At 71.5% G+C, this 17,947-nt stretch carries 16 protein-coding genes; 9 read left to right on the forward strand and 7 right to left on the reverse strand.

Going from position 1 to position 17,947, the window contains the following annotated elements; genetic code table 11:
- Positions 1 to 260: 260 nt before the first annotated feature.
- The 3 genes from E5083_RS23715 to E5083_RS23725 all read left to right on the forward strand — a co-directional run bounded on the left by E5083_RS23715 (position 261) and on the right by E5083_RS23725 (position 6,985).
- The gene (locus tag E5083_RS23715; protein ID WP_244317636.1) at positions 261 to 3,101 is read left to right on the forward strand and encodes a D-alanyl-D-alanine carboxypeptidase; all 2,841 of its coding nucleotides are present in this window, start codon (positions 261 to 263) and stop codon (positions 3,099 to 3,101) included.
- 175 nt (positions 3,102 to 3,276) lie between these two features.
- Positions 3,277 to 5,259 carry an MFS transporter gene (locus E5083_RS23720; protein WP_244317637.1) on the forward strand — a complete coding sequence of 661 codons (1,983 nt, stop codon included), beginning with the start codon at positions 3,277 to 3,279 and terminating at the stop codon, positions 5,257 to 5,259.
- A 157-nt stretch (positions 5,260 to 5,416) separates the two neighbouring features.
- A complete protein-coding gene (locus E5083_RS23725; protein ID WP_135787727.1) occupies positions 5,417 to 6,985 on the forward strand; it encodes a sodium:solute symporter family protein in 1,569 nt (522 codons plus the stop codon).
- Between the two features lie 399 nt (positions 6,986 to 7,384).
- Here the strand turns inward: E5083_RS23725 and E5083_RS23730 are convergent, their stop codons facing one another.
- On the reverse strand, positions 7,385 to 8,500 hold the full coding sequence (locus E5083_RS23730) for an ADP-ribosylglycohydrolase family protein (protein WP_135787728.1): 1,116 nt from the start codon (positions 8,498 to 8,500) through the stop codon (positions 7,385 to 7,387).
- A 35-nt stretch (positions 8,501 to 8,535) separates the two neighbouring features.
- Complete coding sequence (locus E5083_RS23735) at positions 8,536 to 9,003, reverse strand: ATP-binding protein (protein WP_135787729.1); 468 nt, start codon at positions 9,001 to 9,003, stop codon at positions 8,536 to 8,538.
- A gap of 114 nt (positions 9,004 to 9,117) precedes the next feature.
- On the opposite strand from E5083_RS23735, the gene E5083_RS23740 reads away from it, so the two are divergent.
- Genes E5083_RS23740 through E5083_RS23755 form a run of 4 tightly spaced genes read left to right on the forward strand, consistent with a single transcriptional unit; the run spans position 9,118 to position 11,245 of the window.
- Positions 9,118 to 9,930: a helix-turn-helix domain-containing protein gene (locus E5083_RS23740; protein ID WP_135787730.1), complete on the forward strand. Its 813-nt coding sequence runs from the start codon at positions 9,118 to 9,120 to the stop codon at positions 9,928 to 9,930.
- Positions 9,927 to 10,115 carry a DUF397 domain-containing protein gene (locus tag E5083_RS23745; protein WP_135787731.1) on the forward strand — a complete coding sequence of 63 codons (189 nt, stop codon included), beginning with the start codon at positions 9,927 to 9,929 and terminating at the stop codon, positions 10,113 to 10,115. The genes E5083_RS23740 and E5083_RS23745 overlap by 4 nt, the downstream gene beginning before the upstream one ends.
- A 47-nt stretch (positions 10,116 to 10,162) precedes the next feature.
- On the forward strand, positions 10,163 to 10,684 hold the full coding sequence (locus E5083_RS23750) for a DUF2165 domain-containing protein (RefSeq protein ID WP_135787957.1): 522 nt from the start codon (positions 10,163 to 10,165) through the stop codon (positions 10,682 to 10,684).
- A 45-nt stretch (positions 10,685 to 10,729) separates the two neighbouring features.
- Entirely contained in the window at positions 10,730 to 11,245 is a 516-nt protein-coding gene (locus E5083_RS23755) for a DUF6879 family protein (protein ID WP_208754131.1), read from the forward strand.
- 16 nt (positions 11,246 to 11,261) lie between these two features.
- Here E5083_RS23755 and tgmC read toward each other — a convergent pair whose 3' ends face one another.
- The 5 genes from tgmC to E5083_RS23780 are packed head-to-tail and all read right to left on the reverse strand — an operon-like array spanning position 11,262 to position 16,634.
- Positions 11,262 to 12,455 (reverse strand): ATP-grasp peptide maturase system methyltransferase, encoded by a 1,194-nt coding sequence (tgmC, locus tag E5083_RS23760; protein WP_135787732.1) that lies wholly within the window; start codon positions 12,453 to 12,455, stop codon positions 11,262 to 11,264.
- On the reverse strand, positions 12,452 to 12,847 hold the full coding sequence (locus tag E5083_RS23765; RefSeq protein WP_483025179.1) for a helix-turn-helix domain-containing protein: 396 nt from the start codon (positions 12,845 to 12,847) through the stop codon (positions 12,452 to 12,454). Before E5083_RS23765 ends, tgmC begins: the two co-directional genes overlap by 4 nt.
- A 12-nt stretch (positions 12,848 to 12,859) precedes the next feature.
- The gene (locus tag E5083_RS23770; RefSeq protein ID WP_135787733.1) at positions 12,860 to 13,384 is read right to left on the reverse strand and encodes a DUF6879 family protein; all 525 of its coding nucleotides are present in this window, start codon (positions 13,382 to 13,384) and stop codon (positions 12,860 to 12,862) included.
- 41 nt (positions 13,385 to 13,425) lie between these two features.
- Complete coding sequence (locus tag E5083_RS31290; protein ID WP_167513612.1) at positions 13,426 to 13,989, reverse strand: hypothetical protein; 564 nt, start codon at positions 13,987 to 13,989, stop codon at positions 13,426 to 13,428.
- Positions 13,990 to 14,048: 59 nt separating this feature from the next.
- Positions 14,049 to 16,634, reverse strand: a complete 2,586-nt coding sequence (locus tag E5083_RS23780; protein WP_135787734.1) for a bifunctional FO biosynthesis protein CofGH — start codon at positions 16,632 to 16,634, stop codon at positions 14,049 to 14,051.
- Between the two features lie 118 nt (positions 16,635 to 16,752).
- Here E5083_RS23780 and E5083_RS23785 point away from each other — a divergent pair, with 118 nt between their 5' ends.
- Positions 16,753 to 17,244: a nucleotidyltransferase domain-containing protein gene (locus tag E5083_RS23785; protein ID WP_208754149.1), complete on the forward strand. Its 492-nt coding sequence runs from the start codon at positions 16,753 to 16,755 to the stop codon at positions 17,242 to 17,244.
- Between the two features lie 144 nt (positions 17,245 to 17,388).
- Positions 17,389 to 17,895 (forward strand): hypothetical protein, encoded by a 507-nt coding sequence (locus E5083_RS23790; protein WP_135787736.1) that lies wholly within the window; start codon positions 17,389 to 17,391, stop codon positions 17,893 to 17,895.
- Positions 17,896 to 17,947: the final 52 nt, after the last annotated feature.

The following is a 17,947-nucleotide window of genomic DNA, read 5'->3' on the forward strand; positions in this document are numbered from 1 at the left end:
CATCGGTGGCGGGCGAGTCCCCCGACAGGTCGAAGCAGCACGAAGACTCCGTCGGTTCAGCGGGTTCCGGGGCGGACGAGGAACTCCGCGAGGCGGTCTCGGCGTGGGTACGGCCTCCCTCCGGGGGTTCGGCGAAGGCCAACTCGACGTCTCCCTCCGGGGGTTCGGCCGGTACGGGGAAGGTTTCCGACCAGTCGGGGAAGGGTGCCGCGAAGGAAGGTTCCGACACCTCCGGCACCTCCGACAGCGTTGCCGCCGCCGTGCCTGACGACACGTTCAAGGACTCCGGCGGGTCCGGCTCCGCCGAGGGCGCGGACAAGGGCGACGCGGTCGGCTCCGCCAAGGGCGGGAAGAACAGCGACGTATCCGGCTCCGCCGAGGGCGCGAAGGACAGCGACGCGTCCGGCTCCGCCGAGGGCGATGGGGAGGGCAGCGCCGAGGGTGCCTCCTCCGACGCCGAGGGCGCTGCGGCCCCGGCCGCTGAGGGGGGCGCAGAGGGCTCGGGCAACGGTGCCTCCGTCCCGACGGCTGTGGACGGCACGGAGGGCGCCTCCGGCTCTGCCGGCGACTCCCGGAAGGACAGCGGCACTTCGGTTGCCGTGGACTCCGAGACGGACGCCTCCGCACCCGCCGCCGAGGGTGACTCGGATTCCGACCCCGAGGCTGCCCCCGTCCCGGCCTCCAAGGCCGCTGGGGACCACGCCTCGGCCGCCGAGGACGACTCCGAGTCCGCCGCCAAGAACGCGAGCAAGGCCACCGCCGCCCCGGATGCCAAGGGCACCTCCGACGCCGCCAAGGACATTCCGGCCGCCAAGACCGACAGCGCCGCCAAGGACGACTCCGAGACGGACGCCAAGAACGCGGGCAAGGCCACCGCCGCCCCGGACACCAAGGATGACTCCGAGTCCGCCGCCGAGGGCGCGGGCGCCGCCGCCGTTCCGGCCTCCGAGGGCACCCTCGGCTCCGCCGACGACGCCCCGGCCACAGCCGTCCCTGCCGCCAAGGAGGCTCCCGGCTCCGCCGAGGACGACGACAGCACCTCCGGCTCCGTCGATGACGCCCCGGCCGCCGGGACCGACAGCGCCGTCAAGGGTGACTCCGGCTCCGCCGACGGCTCGGGGAAGGCCACCGGCACCACGGCAGCCAAGGGCACCGCCGTCACGGCCCCCACGGGCGACGCCGCGTCCGCCCCCAAGGGCACCTCCAGCTCCGCCAAGGACGCCGAGGGCACCGCCGGCTCCGTCAAGGGCTCCCCGGCCGCCAAGGGTGACTCCGAGTCCGCCCCCCACGGCACCGCCGTCACGACCCCCGATGGAGACTCCGCGTCCGCCCCCAAGGGCACCTCCAGCTCCGCCGAGGGCACCGCCGGCTCCGCCGAGGGCCCGGCAGCCAAGAGCACCGCCACCGCAGCCCCCAAGGGCGCCCCCGGCTCCCTCAAGGGCTCCCCGGCCGCCAAGGGTGACTCCGAGTCCGCCCCCAAGGGCGACGAGGACGGCGCCGATGGTGCGCCCGAGGGTTCCGCCAAGGGCACCCCCCTGCCCGCCCCCAGGGGCGATGCCAAGGGGCCCGGTAAGGCCGTGGACACGCCCACCACCGCGCTGAAGTCGCCCGCCGCCAAGAAGCCGCAGGTGGATCAGCCGACCACGATGCTCAAGGTCGGGGGGAAGGCGAAGCCCGCTGCCGCGGAGCAGGAGGCGGAGCGGACCAGTAAGTTCGTCGCGTTGAAGCCCGACCTCAAGGGGCCGTCGCCCAGGGTCGAGGAGACACGGGCCGTGCCGCAGGTCGGGCCGGAGCGGACGACGCAGCAGCCGTTGCCGCCGAAGCCGCCGCTGGACCTGCTGGCGGAGCTGACGAACACGCCGCCCCCGCCGGAGACCCCGGTGCGCACGCTGGTGCGGCGGGTGAAGATCTGGACGCCGCTGGTGATCCTGCTGGTGGTGATCCTGGGCGTGGTCCAGGCGATGCGCCCCCTGCCCCAGCCCACCCTCGCGCTGACCGCGAAGGACAGCTTCACCTTCGAGGGCGGCAAGCCGGACATCCCGTGGCCGACGGACGGACAGGCCGCGCTGGACGTACAGGGCATCGGTTCGTTCGGCTCCTCCGGTTCGGGCAAGCCCGTGCCGATCGCGAGCGTGGCGAAGGTGATGACCGCGTACCTGATCCTGCGCGACCACCCGCTGAAGAGCGGCGCCGAGGGCCCGAAGATCTCGATCGACAAGGCGGCCCAGGACCAGTCGAAGGCGGGCCAGGAGTCCACCGTTGACGTCACGAAGGGTGACAAGATCACCCAGCGGGAGGCGCTGGAGGGTGTGCTGATCGCGTCCGCGAACAACGTGGCGCGCCTGCTCGCCCGCTGGGACGCCGGCTCGGAGAAGGCGTTCGTGGCGAAGATGAACGCCGCGGCCAAGGGCCTCGGCATGAGCGGGACGACGTACACCGACCCCTCGGGTCTGACGAACTCCACCGTCAGCACGGCCGCGGACCAGGTGAAGCTGGCCAAGGCGGCGATGACGCAGCCCGCGTTCCGCGAGGTCGCGGCGATGATGTCGTACACCGACTACAAGGGCACGTACCACTCCAACTGGAACCAGTTGGTCGGGCACAACAACGTCGTCGGCATCAAGACCGGCACCACCACCTCCGCGCTCGGCAACCTGGTCTTCGCCGCGAAGCAGGACGTCGGCGGCGAGACCCGGATGGTCATCGGCGCGGTGCTGCGGCAGCCGCCGGGCGGCCGGGAGAACACCATCCTCAGCGCCGCGCTGGACCACAGCGACGCGCTGATCCGGGCCGCGCAGGGCGCGCTGAAGTCGGAGACCGTGCTGAAGAAGGGCACGGTCGTCGGGTACGTGGACGACGGCCTCGGCGGCGAGACCCCGGTCGAGGTCACCGAGGACGTGAAGGCGGCCGGCTGGGCCGGGCTGAAGGTGCGGCTGTCCTTCACCTCGGGCACGATCCCGCACACCGCGAAGGCCGGTACCCAGGTCGGCTCGCTGACCGTGGGCGACGGCTCGTCGGCCGGTGCCGTGAAGGTGCCGGTGGCGCTCCGCGCGGACCTGGCCGAGCCGGGCCTGGGAGCCAAGCTGACCCGCATCGGCTGACCCCCGCGGCACCCGCCGCATCCGCACCCCGCCGTCCCCGCCGTCCGGGTTCCCGCCTCGGGAGCCGGGCGGCGGGGTGCGTGCTAGCGTCACGAAACGGGGCAGGTCACCGAGGACCGCGCCAGGCCGCGCAGGGGGCCGAGAACGGAAGAACGGGACACGGGGAGTGCCTGACGTGGCGACAACCGAGCCGAAGCGCGCCGAGAACGCCGAGCCGGACCCGGCGTCCGGCCCCCGGATACCCGGCCCGCCCGCAGAAGGCACCGCAGGCACCCTGCACACCCTCCGCGCCCTCGCGCGCAAGCACCCCGTGCTGTCCGTGACCCTGCTCGCGGGCGTCCTGCACATCATCTGGTTCTTCACGTTCGCCAACAGCGGCGGCGACCTCGCGGCGCAGGACGCGTGGGCGGAGTTCGTCGGCCGGCACCCGGACTCGGCGTACAACCTCGCCTGGTACGGCGGCATGCACCCGGTGTCGTACAGCGTGGTCTCGCCGTATCTGATGTCCGTGCTCGGGGTGCGGACCACGATGATGATCGCCGGTACCGGCTCGGCGGCCCTGCTGACCATGATCCTGGTGCGCAGCCGGGCGGTGCGCAATCCGCTGTGGGCCGCGCTGGCCGGGGTGTTCGCGCTGCTGGGCAACGCGGTCTCGGGCCGGGTGACGTTCGGGCTCGGCATGCTGTTCGCGCTGGGCGCGGTGGCGGCGGTGTTCTGCTGGCCGTACGGCGGCCGGTACGAGCGCTGGGCCAAGCCGATGGCCGCGGCGCCGCTGGCGGCCCTGGCGGGCATCCTGGCGCTGCTCGGCGGGGCGGTGTCCGGCTGGGTGATGTACGGGCTCGCGGCGCTGTTCGCGGCGGGCGCGGTGGCGGTGGTGTGCTGCTGGCCGTACCGGGGGCGGTACAAGCGGTGGGCGAAGGCGCTGGCGGCGGCTCCGCTGGCCGCGCTGGCCACGATGGCGTCGCCGGTGGCGGGGCTGTTCGTGGGGCTGGTGGCGGTCGCGCTGTTCCTGCAGAAGCGGCGGCCGGGCGCGTTCGCGCTGGGGCTGGCGCCGGCGATCGTGGTGGCCGCGTCGGCGTGGCTGTTCCCGTTCTCCGGGACGCAGCCGATGACGTTCGGCTCGGTGGTCATGCCGCTGCTGTACGGGCTGCTGTGCCTGTTCCTGGTGCCCAAGGAGTGGGTGACGGTCCGGCTGACGGCGGGTGTGTACAGCCTGAGCGTGGTTCTGGTGTGGCTGATCAGTTCACAGATCGGCTCGAACATCTCGCGGCTGCCGATGCTGTTCGCGGGCGTCGCCCTGGTGGCCGCGCTGCCGTTCACGGCCCCGCGTTCGCGCCGCTGGTACGTGACGGTGCTGGCGTTCGCCGGGTTCGTGGGCTGGATCGGGTTCAAGTCGGTGGACGACGTGGTTCACACGACCCCGGCCGCGTCCTGGGCGCGTGAGCTGGCGCCGCTGGTGCACCAGTTGCAGCGGGCGGACGCGGAGAAGGGCCGGGTCGAGGTGATCCCGGTCCGCTCGCACCGGGAGGCGTCCGCGCTGGCGCCGTACGTGAACCTGGCGCGCGGCTGGAACCGCCAGGCCGACATGGAGCGCAACCCGCTCTTCTACGACGACACCCTCAACTCGGCGAACTACCACGAGTGGCTCCAGCGGTGGGCCGTGCGGTACGTGGTGCTGCCGAGGGTGGACGACCCGGACGGGGACGGCGGGCTGCGCGAGCGGGAGCTGGTGCTGCGCGGGATGCCGTACCTGGACCGGATCTGGAGCGACTCCAACTGGCAGCTCTACCGGGTGACCGACCCGGCGCCGATGGCCGAGCCGAACGCGGTGGTGCGGCGGGCGGAGCAGGGCGAGATGACGCTGGACGTGAGCAAGCCGGGGCGGGTGCTGGTCCGGGTGCCGTACTCGCCATGGCTGAGCGTGGTGGACGAGCACGGCAAGAGCCTGGCTCCGCCGCAGGAGACGGACGAGTCCAAGGGGCGGCCGGAGGGGTCCCCGAAGTCGTTCGTGAATGTCAACGGGTGTCTTCGGGAGACCCCGGTGGACGCGTCCGGCGACCGGTGGACGGTGCTGCTGGCGCCGAGGGCGGGGACGTACCACCTGGCGGCGCCGTACCAACTGCCGCGCGGGACGCACTGCCCGGACGAGCTGAAGTAACCTTGGCCGATTGTTCACATCTCTGAACCGAGGTCAGAGAGCCGAACGATTTTACCTCCCCTTGACTCGACGGTTCCTTGCCGCGCGTCCATGTTCAAACCCAGAGTTCACATGCCTGACTGGCTGACGCCGGCGGCCGGACCCTGGGAGGGCAGACATGAACGGTCTCGACTGGGCGGTGCTGATCGGCTACTTCGGTGTGATGGTGGCGATCGGGTTCTGGTCGCACCGGCGGGTGGACGACGTGGGGGACTTCTTCACCGCCGGCGGCCGGATGCCGTGGTGGCTGTCCGGGATCTCGCACCACATGTCGGGCTACAGCGCGGTGATGTTCACCGGGTACGCGGGAATCGCCTACACCTACGGGGTCACCTCGTATGTGACCTGGTCGTTCCCGATCGCGCTCGGCATCGCCATCGGCTCCCGGCTGTTCGCGCCGCGCATCAACCGGCTGCGGTCGCGGCTGGGGGTGTCCTCGCCGCTGGAGTACCTGAAGAACCGGTACGACCTCACCACGCAGCAGGCGCTCGCCTGGTCCGGGATGCTGCTGAAGATCGTGGACGTGGGCGCGAAGTGGGCCGCGATCGCCACGCTGTTGTCGGTGTTCACGGGCGCCTCGCTGAACCAGGGCATCCTCATCACCGGCGCGGTGACCGCCGTGTACTGCACGATCGGCGGGCTGTGGGCGGACGCGCTGACCGAACTCGGGCAGTTCGTCATCCAGTTGCTGGCCGGGGTGGCGATGTTCGTCGCGGTGGTGCTGAAGCTGGGCGACCGGGACATCGGGATGTTCGGCGCCTTCGACGAGCCCGCGCTGCACGGACACGGGGAGCCGCTGGCGGGGCCGTACGGGACGGTGTTCCTGCTGGCGTTCCTGTTCATCAAGCTGTTCGAGTACAACGGCGGGATGCTCAACCAGGCGCAGCGGTACATGGCGACTCGCTCGCCGCGCGAAGCCGCCCGCTCCGCCCGGCTCTCGGCGCTGCTGTGGCTGGTGTGGCCGGTGGTGCTGTTCTTCCCCATGTGGATGGCCCCGCTGCTGGTCCACGCGCAGAAGCCGGACGGCTCGGACGCGTACGCCCTGATGACCGAACAGCTCCTCCCCCACGGCCTGTTGGGGCTGGTCGTCGTCGGCTTCTTCTCCCACACCATGGCCATGTGCTCCTCCGACGCGAACGCCATCGCGGCGGTGTTCACGCGCGACGTGGCGCCGGTGCTGTCGCGGCGGGCGCGGGGGTGGGGCGAACGGGCGGGCCTGCTGGCGGCGCGGGTGACGACGGTGGTCTTCCTCGGCCTGTCGATGGCGGTGGCGACCCAGGTGGACTCCCCCGCGTTCAAGGACATCATCACGGTGGTCATCAAGTGGGTGGCGGGGCTGATGGGGCCCATCGCGATCCCGATGATGCTGGGTTTGCTCCACCCGTTCCGCCGCTCCGGCCCCACGGCCGCGCTGACCGCCTGGGCGGCGGGCCTCCTGTCCTTCTGGCTGGTCAACTACTCCCTCAACTGGCAGATCTCCGGCGGAGTCCCCCTCCAGTACCAGGTCTCGGTCCCCCTCGCGGTGTCCCTGCTCCTGTACGTGACGGTCGGCTGGATCAAGCCGGAGGACACCCCGGAGCGGCTGGCGGTGATCGACCGGGTCAACTCGGACGGCGGGGGCGCGGCGGTGGTTCCGGCACCGGGGGTTGCGGGGGACGACGTGGTGGGGGCGCCTCGGAGGGACTGAGGAGCACGGGCGCGGGGCGGGTGGAGCGTGCCCCGGCAGGGCTCCGGACGGTCGGGGGGCCGCCCGGAGCCCGAACCCTGCGGGCGACGACGTACTCGGGCGCTGGCAAACGGCCGCGGCCCTCGGACCGCGGGGCAGCGGCGAGCCGACGCAGGACGGAATGGGCTGCCCCCTGTGCGGCGGAGGCAGGGCCCTCCCGGGCTCCGCCGCCTGCGGGGGTGGGGCGGCTGGCCCGAATGAGGGCGCTGGGGAGCGGCAGCGATTACCCGGCGCCATGACCTGCGGGTGCCGCGCGCAGATGTCGGCCTGGGGCCTGGACCGCCCGGCGCCCTCAGCCGCGAGGGCAGCGGTGCTCCGGGGCGAAGCCGGTGAGCGGCGACCCGGGCGAAGTCGGCGCCGTCAGGCTCGCGGGTAGCGGGCCAGCCAGCCGGGGGCTGAGCCGGCTGGGGTGTGGAGGGCCGGGCCCTGGGTCATTTCGAGGGCGAAGTCGTCGGCCAGTTCGAGGATGGTGGGGCGGCCTTCGAGGTCGGGGAGCCAGGCCGGGGGGAGGGCTGTTTCGCCGTGCAGGGCGCCGAGGAGGCCGCCTGTCAGGGCTCCTGCGGCTGCGGAGGGGCCGGGGTGGTTGACCGCGAGGCAGAGGCCGTGGCGGACGTCGTCGCCGACCAGGGCGCAGTAGACGGCGGCGGAGAGGAGGCCGTCGGCCGTGCCCTCGCCGACCAGCTCCGCCACCCGTGCCGGGGTCGGGAGGCCCTGGCGTACCGCGCCGAGGGAGCGTTGGAGGGCGGTTGTGACGGGCTCGTGGCCGGGGCGGGCGGTCAGGAGGGCGAGGGTGCTCTGGACGGCGCCGTCCAGGCTCTCGCCGCGCGCGAGGGCGTGCACGATGACCGCGTACGCGCCCGCCGAGAGGACCGCCACCGGGTGGCCGTGGGTCTGGGCGGCGCACTCCAGCGCGAGTTGGACGACGAGCTGGGGCTCCCAGCCGACCAGCAGGCCGAAGGGTGCCGAGCGGGCGACGGCCTCCGGGCCCGCCTCGCCGGGGTTCTTGGGGCGTTCCAGTGTGCCCATCACGTCGTTGCCGAGGCCCAGCAGCAGGGCGCGGGTGGGGTTGCGGCGGGCGTACAGCCACTCCTCGCGGGCCAGCCAGCCGTCCTCCGCGCGGCGCTCGTCCGGACCCCAGTCCCGCTGGGTCGCCGCCCAGCGCAGGTACGCCCGGTGCAGGTCGGTCGGCGGATGCCAGGCGCCCGTGTCGCGGCGGACCTGGGCGCGGATCAGGCCGTCCACGGTGAAGAGGGTGAGCTGGGTGTGGTGCGAGACGGTGCCGCGTCTGCCCTGGCCGGGCGCGAGGTCGGTCAGCCCCTCGGGGCCGTACGCGGCACGGATCGCGTCCAGGTCCAGCGAGTCGACCGGTGCGCCGAGGGCGTCGCCGATCGCGGCGCCCAGCAGCGTGCCCCGTACGCGGCCCCGGAAGTCCTGCTGTTCCGCACGGCCCCAGACGGCGCCGCTCGTCGCACCCACCCAGACCTCCTCGCGCCACCGTCCGCCCGCGACGGTCAGCACTGTAATGGACTCGGAACGGTCTGATCGGCGTGCCGAACGATCTCCGCCGGGCCGGTATCGGTCGGATACGGACGCTTCAGCTCCGCCCACACGGTCTTGGCCCCGGCGGGTGCGTCGACCACGCCCCACTGGTGCGCGTACGCGGCGACGATGCGCAACCCCCGTCCACCGTCGGCCAGTTCACCCACCTCCTCCGGCGGCTTCGGCCTCCGCTCACCCCGCGCGTCGGTCACCTCGACACGGAGCGTGCCGTCGTCCCTCCGCAGCAGCTCCAGCCGGAAGTCCCGCCCGGGGACCCTGCCGTGCAGCACGGCGTTGGCCGCCAGCTCGGCCACGACCTGCGTCGCCTCCTCGAACGGCATCCCCCACTCGTCCAGTTGCCGCTCCGTGAGCAACCGGGCGAGCCGGGCCCCTCTCCGCGTCGCGGACAACTGGATGCGCAGCCGTGATTTCTCATTCATGTCACCCAGAGTGGCCGTCTGTCCCTACGCTGAACAGTTACGACCACGGTACGCAGGGTGACTGTACGGGTGGGCGGGGCAGCGGTACGGCTGGTACGAGCGAGAGGGGCGCCGGTGGAGGACGAGGAGGCCGAGGCCGTACTCAGGGCGGTGGGCCGGCAGATCAAGGCGTGGCGGGAATCAGCAGGCATGCGGCAGCCGGAGCTAGGCGCCGCCATCGGATACAGCACGGAAATGGTGTCCTCGGTCGAACGCGGGCGGCGGGTCCCGAAGCCGGACTTCCTCGACAGGTCGGACGAGGTACTGAACGCAGGCGGCAAGCTGTCCGCGATGAAGGAGGACGTCGAGAGGGCCAGGTACCCGAAGAAGGTCCGGGACCTGCAGAAGCTCGAAGAGGAATCCGTGGAGCTGGGGGCGTACAGCGTCCTGAACGTACACGGACTGCTCCAGACACCGGAGTACGCCCAAGCCTTGTACGCGATGCGGCGGCCCGCCCTCACCGAGGAGGAGATCAGCCGTCATGTGGCCGCGCGCATGGCGCGCAAGGAGGTCTTCGAACGGGTGCCCCCGCCGCACCTCACTTTCGTACAGGAAGAAGCGACGCTACGGAGGCCCGTAGGAGGCAGACTGGTACTGCGCCGCCAACTCGAACACCTGTTGGAAGTAGGCGAGTTACGGAACGTGGAGATTCAGGTCATGCCCACTCGCTGGGAGGACCACGCGGGTGTGAGCGGATCGTTCCGTGTGCTGAAACTCAGGAGTGGCGTCGCCATGGGGTACGTGACGGCCGAGCTGTTCAGCAGGGTGATCAGCGACCCCCGGGAGGTCCTGACCTTGGAGATGCGCTATGGAATGATCCGGGCACAGGCCCTGGCACCACGGGATTCCCTGGCGTTCATCAAAGATCTTCTGGGAGAAGGAACATGACCGCCCCTACGCTTACCTGGTTCAAGAGCAGCTACAGCGGGGCGAACGAACCCGACTGCGTCGAGGTCGCCCTCACCCCCGACCACATCCACATCCGGGACTCCAAGGCCACCGACGGAGTCCATCTCACCGTCTCCGCCAGCACCTGGACCTCCTTCCTCAGTCACGCAGGGCACCTCGTCTGAAAGGTGTTCCCCCTCGGCCGGGGTCGGGAAGAATTCCGGTCATGACCATGACCGATTCTGCGGCCCCCGCCGACTCCGCCCGTGCCGCCCGCTCGGGGCTGAGCCTCGCCGCCACCGTGCTCACCGGCGTGCTCGCGCTGTACATCGCCCTCGTCGCCGTAGGCAACATCACGGACTTCGGCACGAACCAGCAGTACGTACGGCACGTCCTGGCGATGGACACCACGTTCAAGGACGACCACCTGATGTGGCGGGCGATCACCAGCACCGCCCTCCAGGACACCGCCTACGTGGCGATCATCGCGTGGGAGACGGCGGCGGCAGCCGTACTCGTGTGGGGCACCTGGCTGTGGGCCCGGCGGGACAACGCCCGCGCGCGCCGCTTCTCCACGTACGGCCTGCTGATGCTGATCCTTCTCTTCGGCGCCGGCTTCATCGCCATCGGCGGCGAATGGTTCGCCATGTGGCAGTCCAAGACCTGGAACGGCGTGGACGCGGCCACCCGCATCTTCCTCCTCAGCGGAGTCGCCTTGATCATCAACCACTTGCCGACCCGCGACGAGCGGTAGGAGCCGACCCCGAGTTACCCGGCCGCACCCCGGAGGTGTCGAAGCGTGTCGGAGAGCCCGACGTTCGAGGAGCTGTTCCGTAACTGCCGGCGGACTGCCGTCCACTTGGAGATGCGTGACGCCTACATGATGACGGACCCGGCCTTCACCGACTGGCAGGCGGGCGTGGATCTCGACCCGGCTGAGCGCTGGGCCGACTGGCACGCCATTGTCACGGAGGCGACCGCGCGCGGGGTCGAGGTGCGCCGCGCGCGGATCGTCTCCGTGCCCGTGAGCGAGTACATCCGCTTCGAGTACGCCGTCACGGACGGCCTGAACATCGCGGCCGGGGAGGACGTGCGCTGGCTCTCGCGGCGCAGGGCGACGGAAATCAGCCTTCCCGGCAACGACTTCTGGCTCTTCGACTCCCGGCTCGTCGTCGTCAACCACTTCGACGGCGAGGGCGAGAACATGGACCTGGAAGTCACTGAGGACCCCGACGTGGCAAAGCTCTGCGAGGCCGCCTTCGAGGCCGTGTGGCAGCGGGCGACACCCCACGCTGAATTTCGGCCGGCCGAGTAGGGGCGCCGGGAAGCGGTCAGGCGCTCAGCGCAGGGTGTGGATGCCTCCAGCGCAGGGACGGTCGGCCGTCGATCCAGTAGGCGTGCGCCTGGGGAGTGATCTCCATGCGCACGGAGGTGATGTCAGGCTCGCCGGCATTGCGCCACGCGGTCACCGCGTTCTCGATGGCGTCCCAGATGGCAACCGGTCCCCCTTGCCGGACCTGCCATTCACCACCACCGGCACTGAGGGCAGCGAATGACTCCCGCCCGGTGTCGAACAGGTACACCGTCTCCCGGCCGTCGCTGACGGCGCGCACGAGCTGGGTGCCGGGGGCGGCGAGCTGGGCCAGGAAGGCAGGCATCCAGTCGTTCAGGACGTCGGGGGAAAGGGCGGTCCGCCGCTCGCTGTCGGCGTAGGCGGCACGGGCGGAGAGGTCTCCGAACAGGGGGGTCACGGCCTCCGCCCGCGCGGGCATGAACGAGGTGCGGCCGATGATCCGGCCCTCGGCGGTGCCGTCGTCCCTGACAGTGAGCTTGGCCAGGCCGGTTCCGTAGGACCAGGCACTGGGTCCCACTGTGGCGAGAATGATCCCGCCGGGTTTGGTCTGGCGCACCCATGCGTACGGGATGCGGCGGACCGCACAGGTCGCGATGGTCCGGTCGTACGGTGCGCGGTGGGGGTGACCGAGAAGCCCGTCACCGACAACGGTCCATGTCGAGTACCCGGCCTCCTCCAAGGCCGCGTCCGCCCGCTCCGACACGGCGCGGTCCACCTCCACGCTGGTGACGTTGTCCTCTCCCAGCCGATGGCACAGCAGGCTCGTGGAGTAGCCGGTGCCGGTGCCGATCTCCAGGACGTTCATGCCGTCCTCGACGTCCAGGGCTTCGAGCATCCCCACGACGGTGGACGGCATGGTGGACGAGGAGGTGGGGAAGCCCGTCACCGGTCCGCCGGCCGCGTCGGCTGTGAGGCGGCCGTCGAGCTGGGTCACCCAGGTCTCGTCCTGGTAGATGAGGGCCAGTCGCTCGTCCTCGTCGGTGGTCCGGGTGACGGGGGTGTACTGGGTGAAGCCGTGAGGGCCGGGCCCGCTCTTGAAGAACGACGGGAGGAACAACTCCCTGGGTACGGATACGACGGCCTTCCGCCAGGCGGGAGTCTTCAGGACGTCGCCCTCTTCCAGGCGATCGGCCAGAGCGTGGCGGAGGCCCGCGGGGTCGGCGTGGGTCACGTTGTGGCTCCTTGTGCCAACACATCGGCGAAGGCAGCGGCGATCGGCAGACCGGTTTCCTCCTCAAGCCAACCCCATTGACCGTTGGGGTTCAGCTCCAGCCAGTGCAGGTCACCATCACGGGTGAGGGCCAGGTCGAAGCTGCCGGAGACAAGGCCGAAGTGTTCCAGGTGAGCGATCAGCGCCTCCTCCATCCTGGACGGCAGGTTCATGGGTTCGTAGGACAAGACGCTGTAATCCGCCCGCCAGTCCTGGGACACCTTGGACTTGTACCAGCCGGCTCTCACGGCGAGGGCCTGGCCGGACAGGCCCGCGTCCCTCCGGATTTCCCGGAGCCGGTCGGCAACCGCCTTACGGGCAGCCTGGGCGCTTGAGGACGGGGACGCGGGCATGGGCGGACCGGTCTATCGGATCTTGTAGTCCTCGTGCGGTGTCGCACGCTCCCACACGGCATCGAACGCGGCCCCGCACAGCTTGGCCACGTCGGGACGCTCATCCAGCTCCGGCCCGGCGGAGCCCCCCTCGCCGGTGAAGTGGTTCCACATGACCAGGCGGCCGTCGAAGAGCCAGAAGTCGTTGCCGGGGAGTGCGATGTCCGACGCCCGGCGGCGCGGGAGCCACCGGACCAGCTCCCCGGCCGCCACGTTCTGGAAAGTGCAGGCGTGTTCGTACCGGATGTACGGGCTCACCGGCTCGGACACGATGCGGGCCCGGCGGAACACCACGCCCCGGGCCGTGGCGTCGCGGACCCAAGTGTGGAAGTTGTTCCACCAGGTGGCCGGGTCCGGGTCTGGCCGCCATCCTGACCGCCACCTCTCGAACTCGGCCGCCTCCTCCCCGATCCCGTAGGAGTCGCGCATCTCCAGATGGACGGCCGAGTGGTGCGTATCGGCGAGCAGGTCAGTGAACGCCAAGTCGGTCCGCGACATCGCATGCCTCCCTGAGTACGGGCACCATGCGGATGGGCGCGCTATTCGACGACCGACACCTTCGTGCCGTAGTCCCCGAAGGACCACAGCGCAGCCCCGTCCTCCTTGTGGAGGCGGATTCCGCCGGTCTGGGCGCCGTTCGCGGGTGGGGGCGAGGAGCCGTCGAGGGCGTTGGAGAAGCCTATGTTCACGCCGGAGACGGCGGTGAAGTAGACGATGTGCTCCACCTTCACGCCGTCCGAGCCGACCGTCGCGGCCGTGCGGGCGGTGATGGAGTAGCGGCCCGGCTTGGGGTCCACCGTGCCCGCCCACACCGGGAACGTCCGCGAAGGCTGACCCGTCGCATCCACCAGCCACACCCGATGCGCCCCCACCGAGTACACGATCCGCCGCCCCACCCCCGACGCCTCCGGCAGCGCGGGTGGGCCGGAGGGGGTGGGGGCGGTGGAGGGGGTCGGGGAGGCGGAGGCCGTCGGGCGGGTGTGGGCCGCGGGGGTCGTGGGGCGGGGGCCGTGGTCGGCCTGGACGGCGAGGGCGACGACGGCGGCGGTCGCCGCGACCGTCAGTCCGGAGACCCAGGCCCAGGAGGGCAGTAGGGCAGCCACGGGTACGCATCTCCTCCGCTGTGGGGCCCCTTCTCAGATCCGGGGTCGGATCATCGTACTCAGTCCACGAGGGGCAGCAGCTCCGGCAGGTGCCCGTCCGAGGCGCGGGCCGCCGAGACCCGCTCCTCGGGCACCTCGCCGTACAGCGTGGTGCGCGGTTTCGCCGGCCGCCCGGCCGCCTCCGCGACCGCCTCCAGGTCTCGTACGGACTTGTACGAGCCGTACGACGAGCCCGCCATCCGGGAGATCGTCTCCTCCATCAGCGTGCCGCCCAGGTCGTTCGCGCCGGAGCGCAGCATCTCGGCCGCGCCCTCGGTGCCGAGCTTGACCCAACTGGTCTGGATGTTGGGGATCAGGCCGTGGAGCAGGAGCCTCGCCATCGCCGTCACCGCTCGGTTGTCCCGCATGGAAGGACCCGGGCGCGCGATACCCGCCAAGTACACCGGCGCGTTGGTGTGGATGAAGGGGAGGGTCACGAACTCCGTGAAGCCGCCCGTCCGTTCCTGGATTCCGGCCAGTGTGCGCAGGTGGCCCAGCCAGTGCCGGGGCTGGTCGACATGGCCGTACATCATCGTGGACGAGGAGCGGATGCCCAGCTCGTGGGCGGTGGTGATGACCTCGGTCCAGGTGGCCGTGGGCAGCTTGCCCTTGGTCAGCACCCAGCGCACCTCGTCGTCCAGGATTTCCGCCGCCGTGCCCGGTACGGAGTCGAGCCCGGCCTCCTTGGCCGCCGTCAGCCACTCCCTGATCGACATACCCGTACGGGTCGCGCCGTTGACGACCTCCATCGGGGAGAAGGCGTGCACATGCATGCCGGGGACACGTTCCTTGACCGCCTTCGCGATGTCGAAGTACGCGGTGCCGGGCAGGTCCGGGTGGATGCCGCCCTGCATGCAGACCTCCACCGCGCCCACGTCCCACGCCTGCTGGGCCCGGTCCGCGACCTGGTCGAGCGAGAGGGTGTAGGCGTCGGCGTCGGTGCGCCGCTGGGCGAAGGCGCAGAAACGGCAGCCGGTGTAGCAGACGTTGGTGAAGTTGATGTTGCGCGTGACGATGTACGTGACGTCGTCCCCGACCACCGACTTGCGTACGTCGTCGGCCACTTGGCACAGCGCGTCCAGTGCGCGGCCGTCCGCGTGGAACAGCGCCAGGGCCTCGGCATCCGTGAGCTTCGCCGGGTCGTCGGCGGCGGTGCGCAGGGCCTCGCGGACGTCGGTGTCGATGCGCTCGGGGACCATGCCGGGGGCGGCGGCCTCGCGCAGCTCGGCCCAGTCGCCGTACACCTCGTCGAAGTCGTCGCGCCGGTCCGAGGTGCGGCCCTCGGTGTCGATGGAGGCGTGCAGGTCGGTGCGGCCGGTGGCGGTGAAGACCTCCTCCGGCTCCTGCCAGGGCAGGCCCTTCGGGAGTACGCCGGGCCGGGCGAGGCCGGTCTCCGGGTCGGCCAGGGCGGCGACGTGCGGGCGCAGCCGGGGGTCGAGCCAGGGTTCGCCCCTACGGACGAACTCCGGGTACACGCACAGCCGTTCCCGCAGCTCGAAGCCCGCCGCGCGGGACCGCTCGGTCAGTTCCTCGATCTGCGGCCAGGGGCGCTCGGGGTTGACGTGGTCGATGGTGAGCGGCGAGACCCCGCCCCAGTCGTCGATGCCCGCGCCGATCAGCCGCTCGTACTCGCTGTCGACGAGGTTGGGCGGGGCCTGGAGGTTGGCGGCGGGGCCCATGATGTGCCGGGCGACGGCGACGGTGGCGATCAGCTCGTCCAGCTCGGCGTCCGGCATGCCGCGCATCGCGGTGTCCGGCTTGGCGCGGAAGTTCTGGATGATCAGCTCCTGGACGCCGTGGTAGGCGCGGGAGACCTTGCGCAGCGCGAACAGGGACTCCGCGCGCTCCTCGTAGGTCTCCCCGATGCCGATCAGCAGCCCGGACGTGAAGGGGACGGAGGAACGGCCGGCGTCCTCCAAAACCCGCAGTCGTACGGCGGGTTCCTTGTCCGGGGAGCCGTGGTGCGGGCCGCCGGGCTCGGACCAGAGGCGCTCGGCGGTGGTCTCCAGCATCATGCCCATGCTCGGCGCGACCGGCTTGAGCCGCTGGAAGTCGGTCCAGCTCATGACGCCGGGGTTGAGGTGGGGCAGCAGGCCGGTCTCCTCCAGGATGCGGATGGAGATGGCGCGTACGTAGGCGATCGTGTCGTCGTAGCCGTGCGCGTCGAGCCACTCGCGCGCCTCGGGCCAGCGGTCCTCGGGCTTGTCCCCGAGGGTGATCAGGGCTTCCTTGCAGCCGAGCGCGGCACCCTTGCGGGCGATGTCCAGCACCTCGTCCGGCGACATGAACATCCCGTGGCCGGCGCGGCGGAGCTTGCCGGGGACGGTGACGAAGGTGCAGTAGTGGCACTTGTCGCGGCACAGCCGGGTCAGCGGGATGAACACGCTCTTCGAGTACGTGATGACTCCGGGCCGCCCCGCCGCGTCGAGCCCCGCGTCCCGTACCCGTGCGGCGGACGCGGTGAGGTCCTCTAGGGCCTCGCCGCGGGCCTGGAGCAGCACCGCCGCCTCGGAGACGTCGAGGGCGACACCGTCACGGGCACGTTTGAGGGCGCGACGCATGGAGTTCTCGGTGGGGCCGGTTCCGGGGGTCGCGGAAGTCGTCATTCCCTGAGCATACGTTCGGCGTGATCGTGAGCTACGGGCGCTTTTCGGGCGGGCCGCCGGCGCCGGAGGCGAAATCGTTCGCGGCGCCTGGCCGGAGGCTCCTAGCCTGCGTCAGGTGATGACCTCCGAGGACGTGCTGTCCGTTCTCGCCCTGCTGCGCCGCGCCGGGGCGGACGTCTGGATCGGTGGCGGCTGGGGCATCGACGCCCTGGTCGGAGCGCGCACCCGCGACCACCGCGACCTGGACCTGATGCACCGCGCCGACCAGGAGCCCGCCGTGCTGGCGGCGCTTCGCGCAGCCGGTTTCACCGAGACGCTGGACCAGCGGCCCGTCCGGTTCGTCATGACCGCCCCGGACGGACGGGAGATCGACCTCCACCCGCTGGTCTTCGCCGGGGACGGGTCGGCGGTACAGGCGTCACCCGACCCCGGCCGTCCCTTCGCCTACCCCGCTTCCTGCTTCGTGACGGGCACCATCGGGGGGAGGCCGGTGCCGTGCCTGTCCGCCAGGCAGCAGGTCTGCTTCCACCAGGGCTACGAGCCGTCGGAGCGCGACCGGCACGACATGGCCCAACTCCGCCGCGTCTTCGGCATCGCGACGCACTTCTGACCGCCACGGACAGCCCCGTCGGCGCCTGACGGCACCGCGCGCGCCACCAGTGCGGCACCACGCGTGGCGCTATGTGGTGCCACTCGGTGCCATGTGGTGCCAATGGGGGTTGCCATGGCGCCACAATGGTGCCAAGCTAACGCCATGGACCTCACCCCGTATGTCGACACCCTCCGCCGCGAACTCGCGGTGGCCGCCGAGGCCGGCGGCGAGGAGGCGCGCGAGCTGGCGGAGCGGCTCACCGCTCCGCTGGAGTCGGCGACCCGCCTGACCATGCTCCACGTGCTCTCCGCCGCGATGGACGAGATCACCCGCGAGCTGGCCCCCGGCTCGGTCGACGTACGGCTGCGGGGACTCGACCCCGAGTTCGTCGTCACCGCGCCCCCGGCCGAGTCCGCCCCGGCGGAAGCGGCCGAGCCGGTCGCACCCCAGCCGGTCCCCGAGGCCGACGAGGGTGGCACCGCCCGCGTCAACCTCCGGCTCCCAGCACACCTCAAGGCGCGCGCCGAGGACGCGGCCGGCCGCGAGGGCCTGTCGGTCAACGCCTGGCTGGTGCGCGCCGTCTCCGCGGCGGTCGACGGCACCACCCGGCCGCGCCCGGCGGAGAAGACCCGCACGATCGGCCAGAGCTTCACCGGCTGGGTGCGCTAGCCCAGCCGCACCACCGCCCCACCTTCACGCCCCCACCTGCGGGGACGACCTG

Origin of the sequence: Streptomyces bauhiniae (assembly GCF_004784475.1) — a bacterium.
GTDB classification, from domain to species: domain Bacteria; phylum Actinomycetota; class Actinomycetes; order Streptomycetales; family Streptomycetaceae; genus Streptomyces; species Streptomyces seoulensis.

What these genes read in the sequence shown, in the direction of transcription:
- E5083_RS23735 (WP_135787729.1), bottom strand. Translation starts at nt 9,003, where the DNA reads ATGAATGAGAAATCACGGCTGCGCATCCAGTTGTCCGCGACGCGGAGA.
- E5083_RS23745 (WP_135787731.1), top strand. Translation starts at nt 9,927, where the DNA reads ATGACCGCCCCTACGCTTACCTGGTTCAAGAGCAGCTACAGCGGGGCG.
- E5083_RS23785 (WP_208754149.1), top strand. Translation starts at nt 16,753, where the DNA reads ATGACCTCCGAGGACGTGCTGTCCGTTCTCGCCCTGCTGCGCCGCGCC.
- E5083_RS23750 (WP_135787957.1), top strand. Translation starts at nt 10,163, where the DNA reads ATGACCGATTCTGCGGCCCCCGCCGACTCCGCCCGTGCCGCCCGCTCG.
- E5083_RS23725 (WP_135787727.1), top strand. Translation starts at nt 5,417, where the DNA reads ATGAACGGTCTCGACTGGGCGGTGCTGATCGGCTACTTCGGTGTGATG.
- E5083_RS23780 (WP_135787734.1), bottom strand. Translation starts at nt 16,634, where the DNA reads ATGACGACTTCCGCGACCCCCGGAACCGGCCCCACCGAGAACTCCATG.
- E5083_RS23770 (WP_135787733.1), bottom strand. Translation starts at nt 13,384, where the DNA reads ATGTCGCGGACCGACTTGGCGTTCACTGACCTGCTCGCCGATACGCAC.
- E5083_RS23765 (WP_483025179.1), bottom strand. Translation starts at nt 12,847, where the DNA reads ATGCCCGCGTCCCCGTCCTCAAGCGCCCAGGCTGCCCGTAAGGCGGTT.
- E5083_RS23790 (WP_135787736.1), top strand. Translation starts at nt 17,389, where the DNA reads ATGGACCTCACCCCGTATGTCGACACCCTCCGCCGCGAACTCGCGGTG.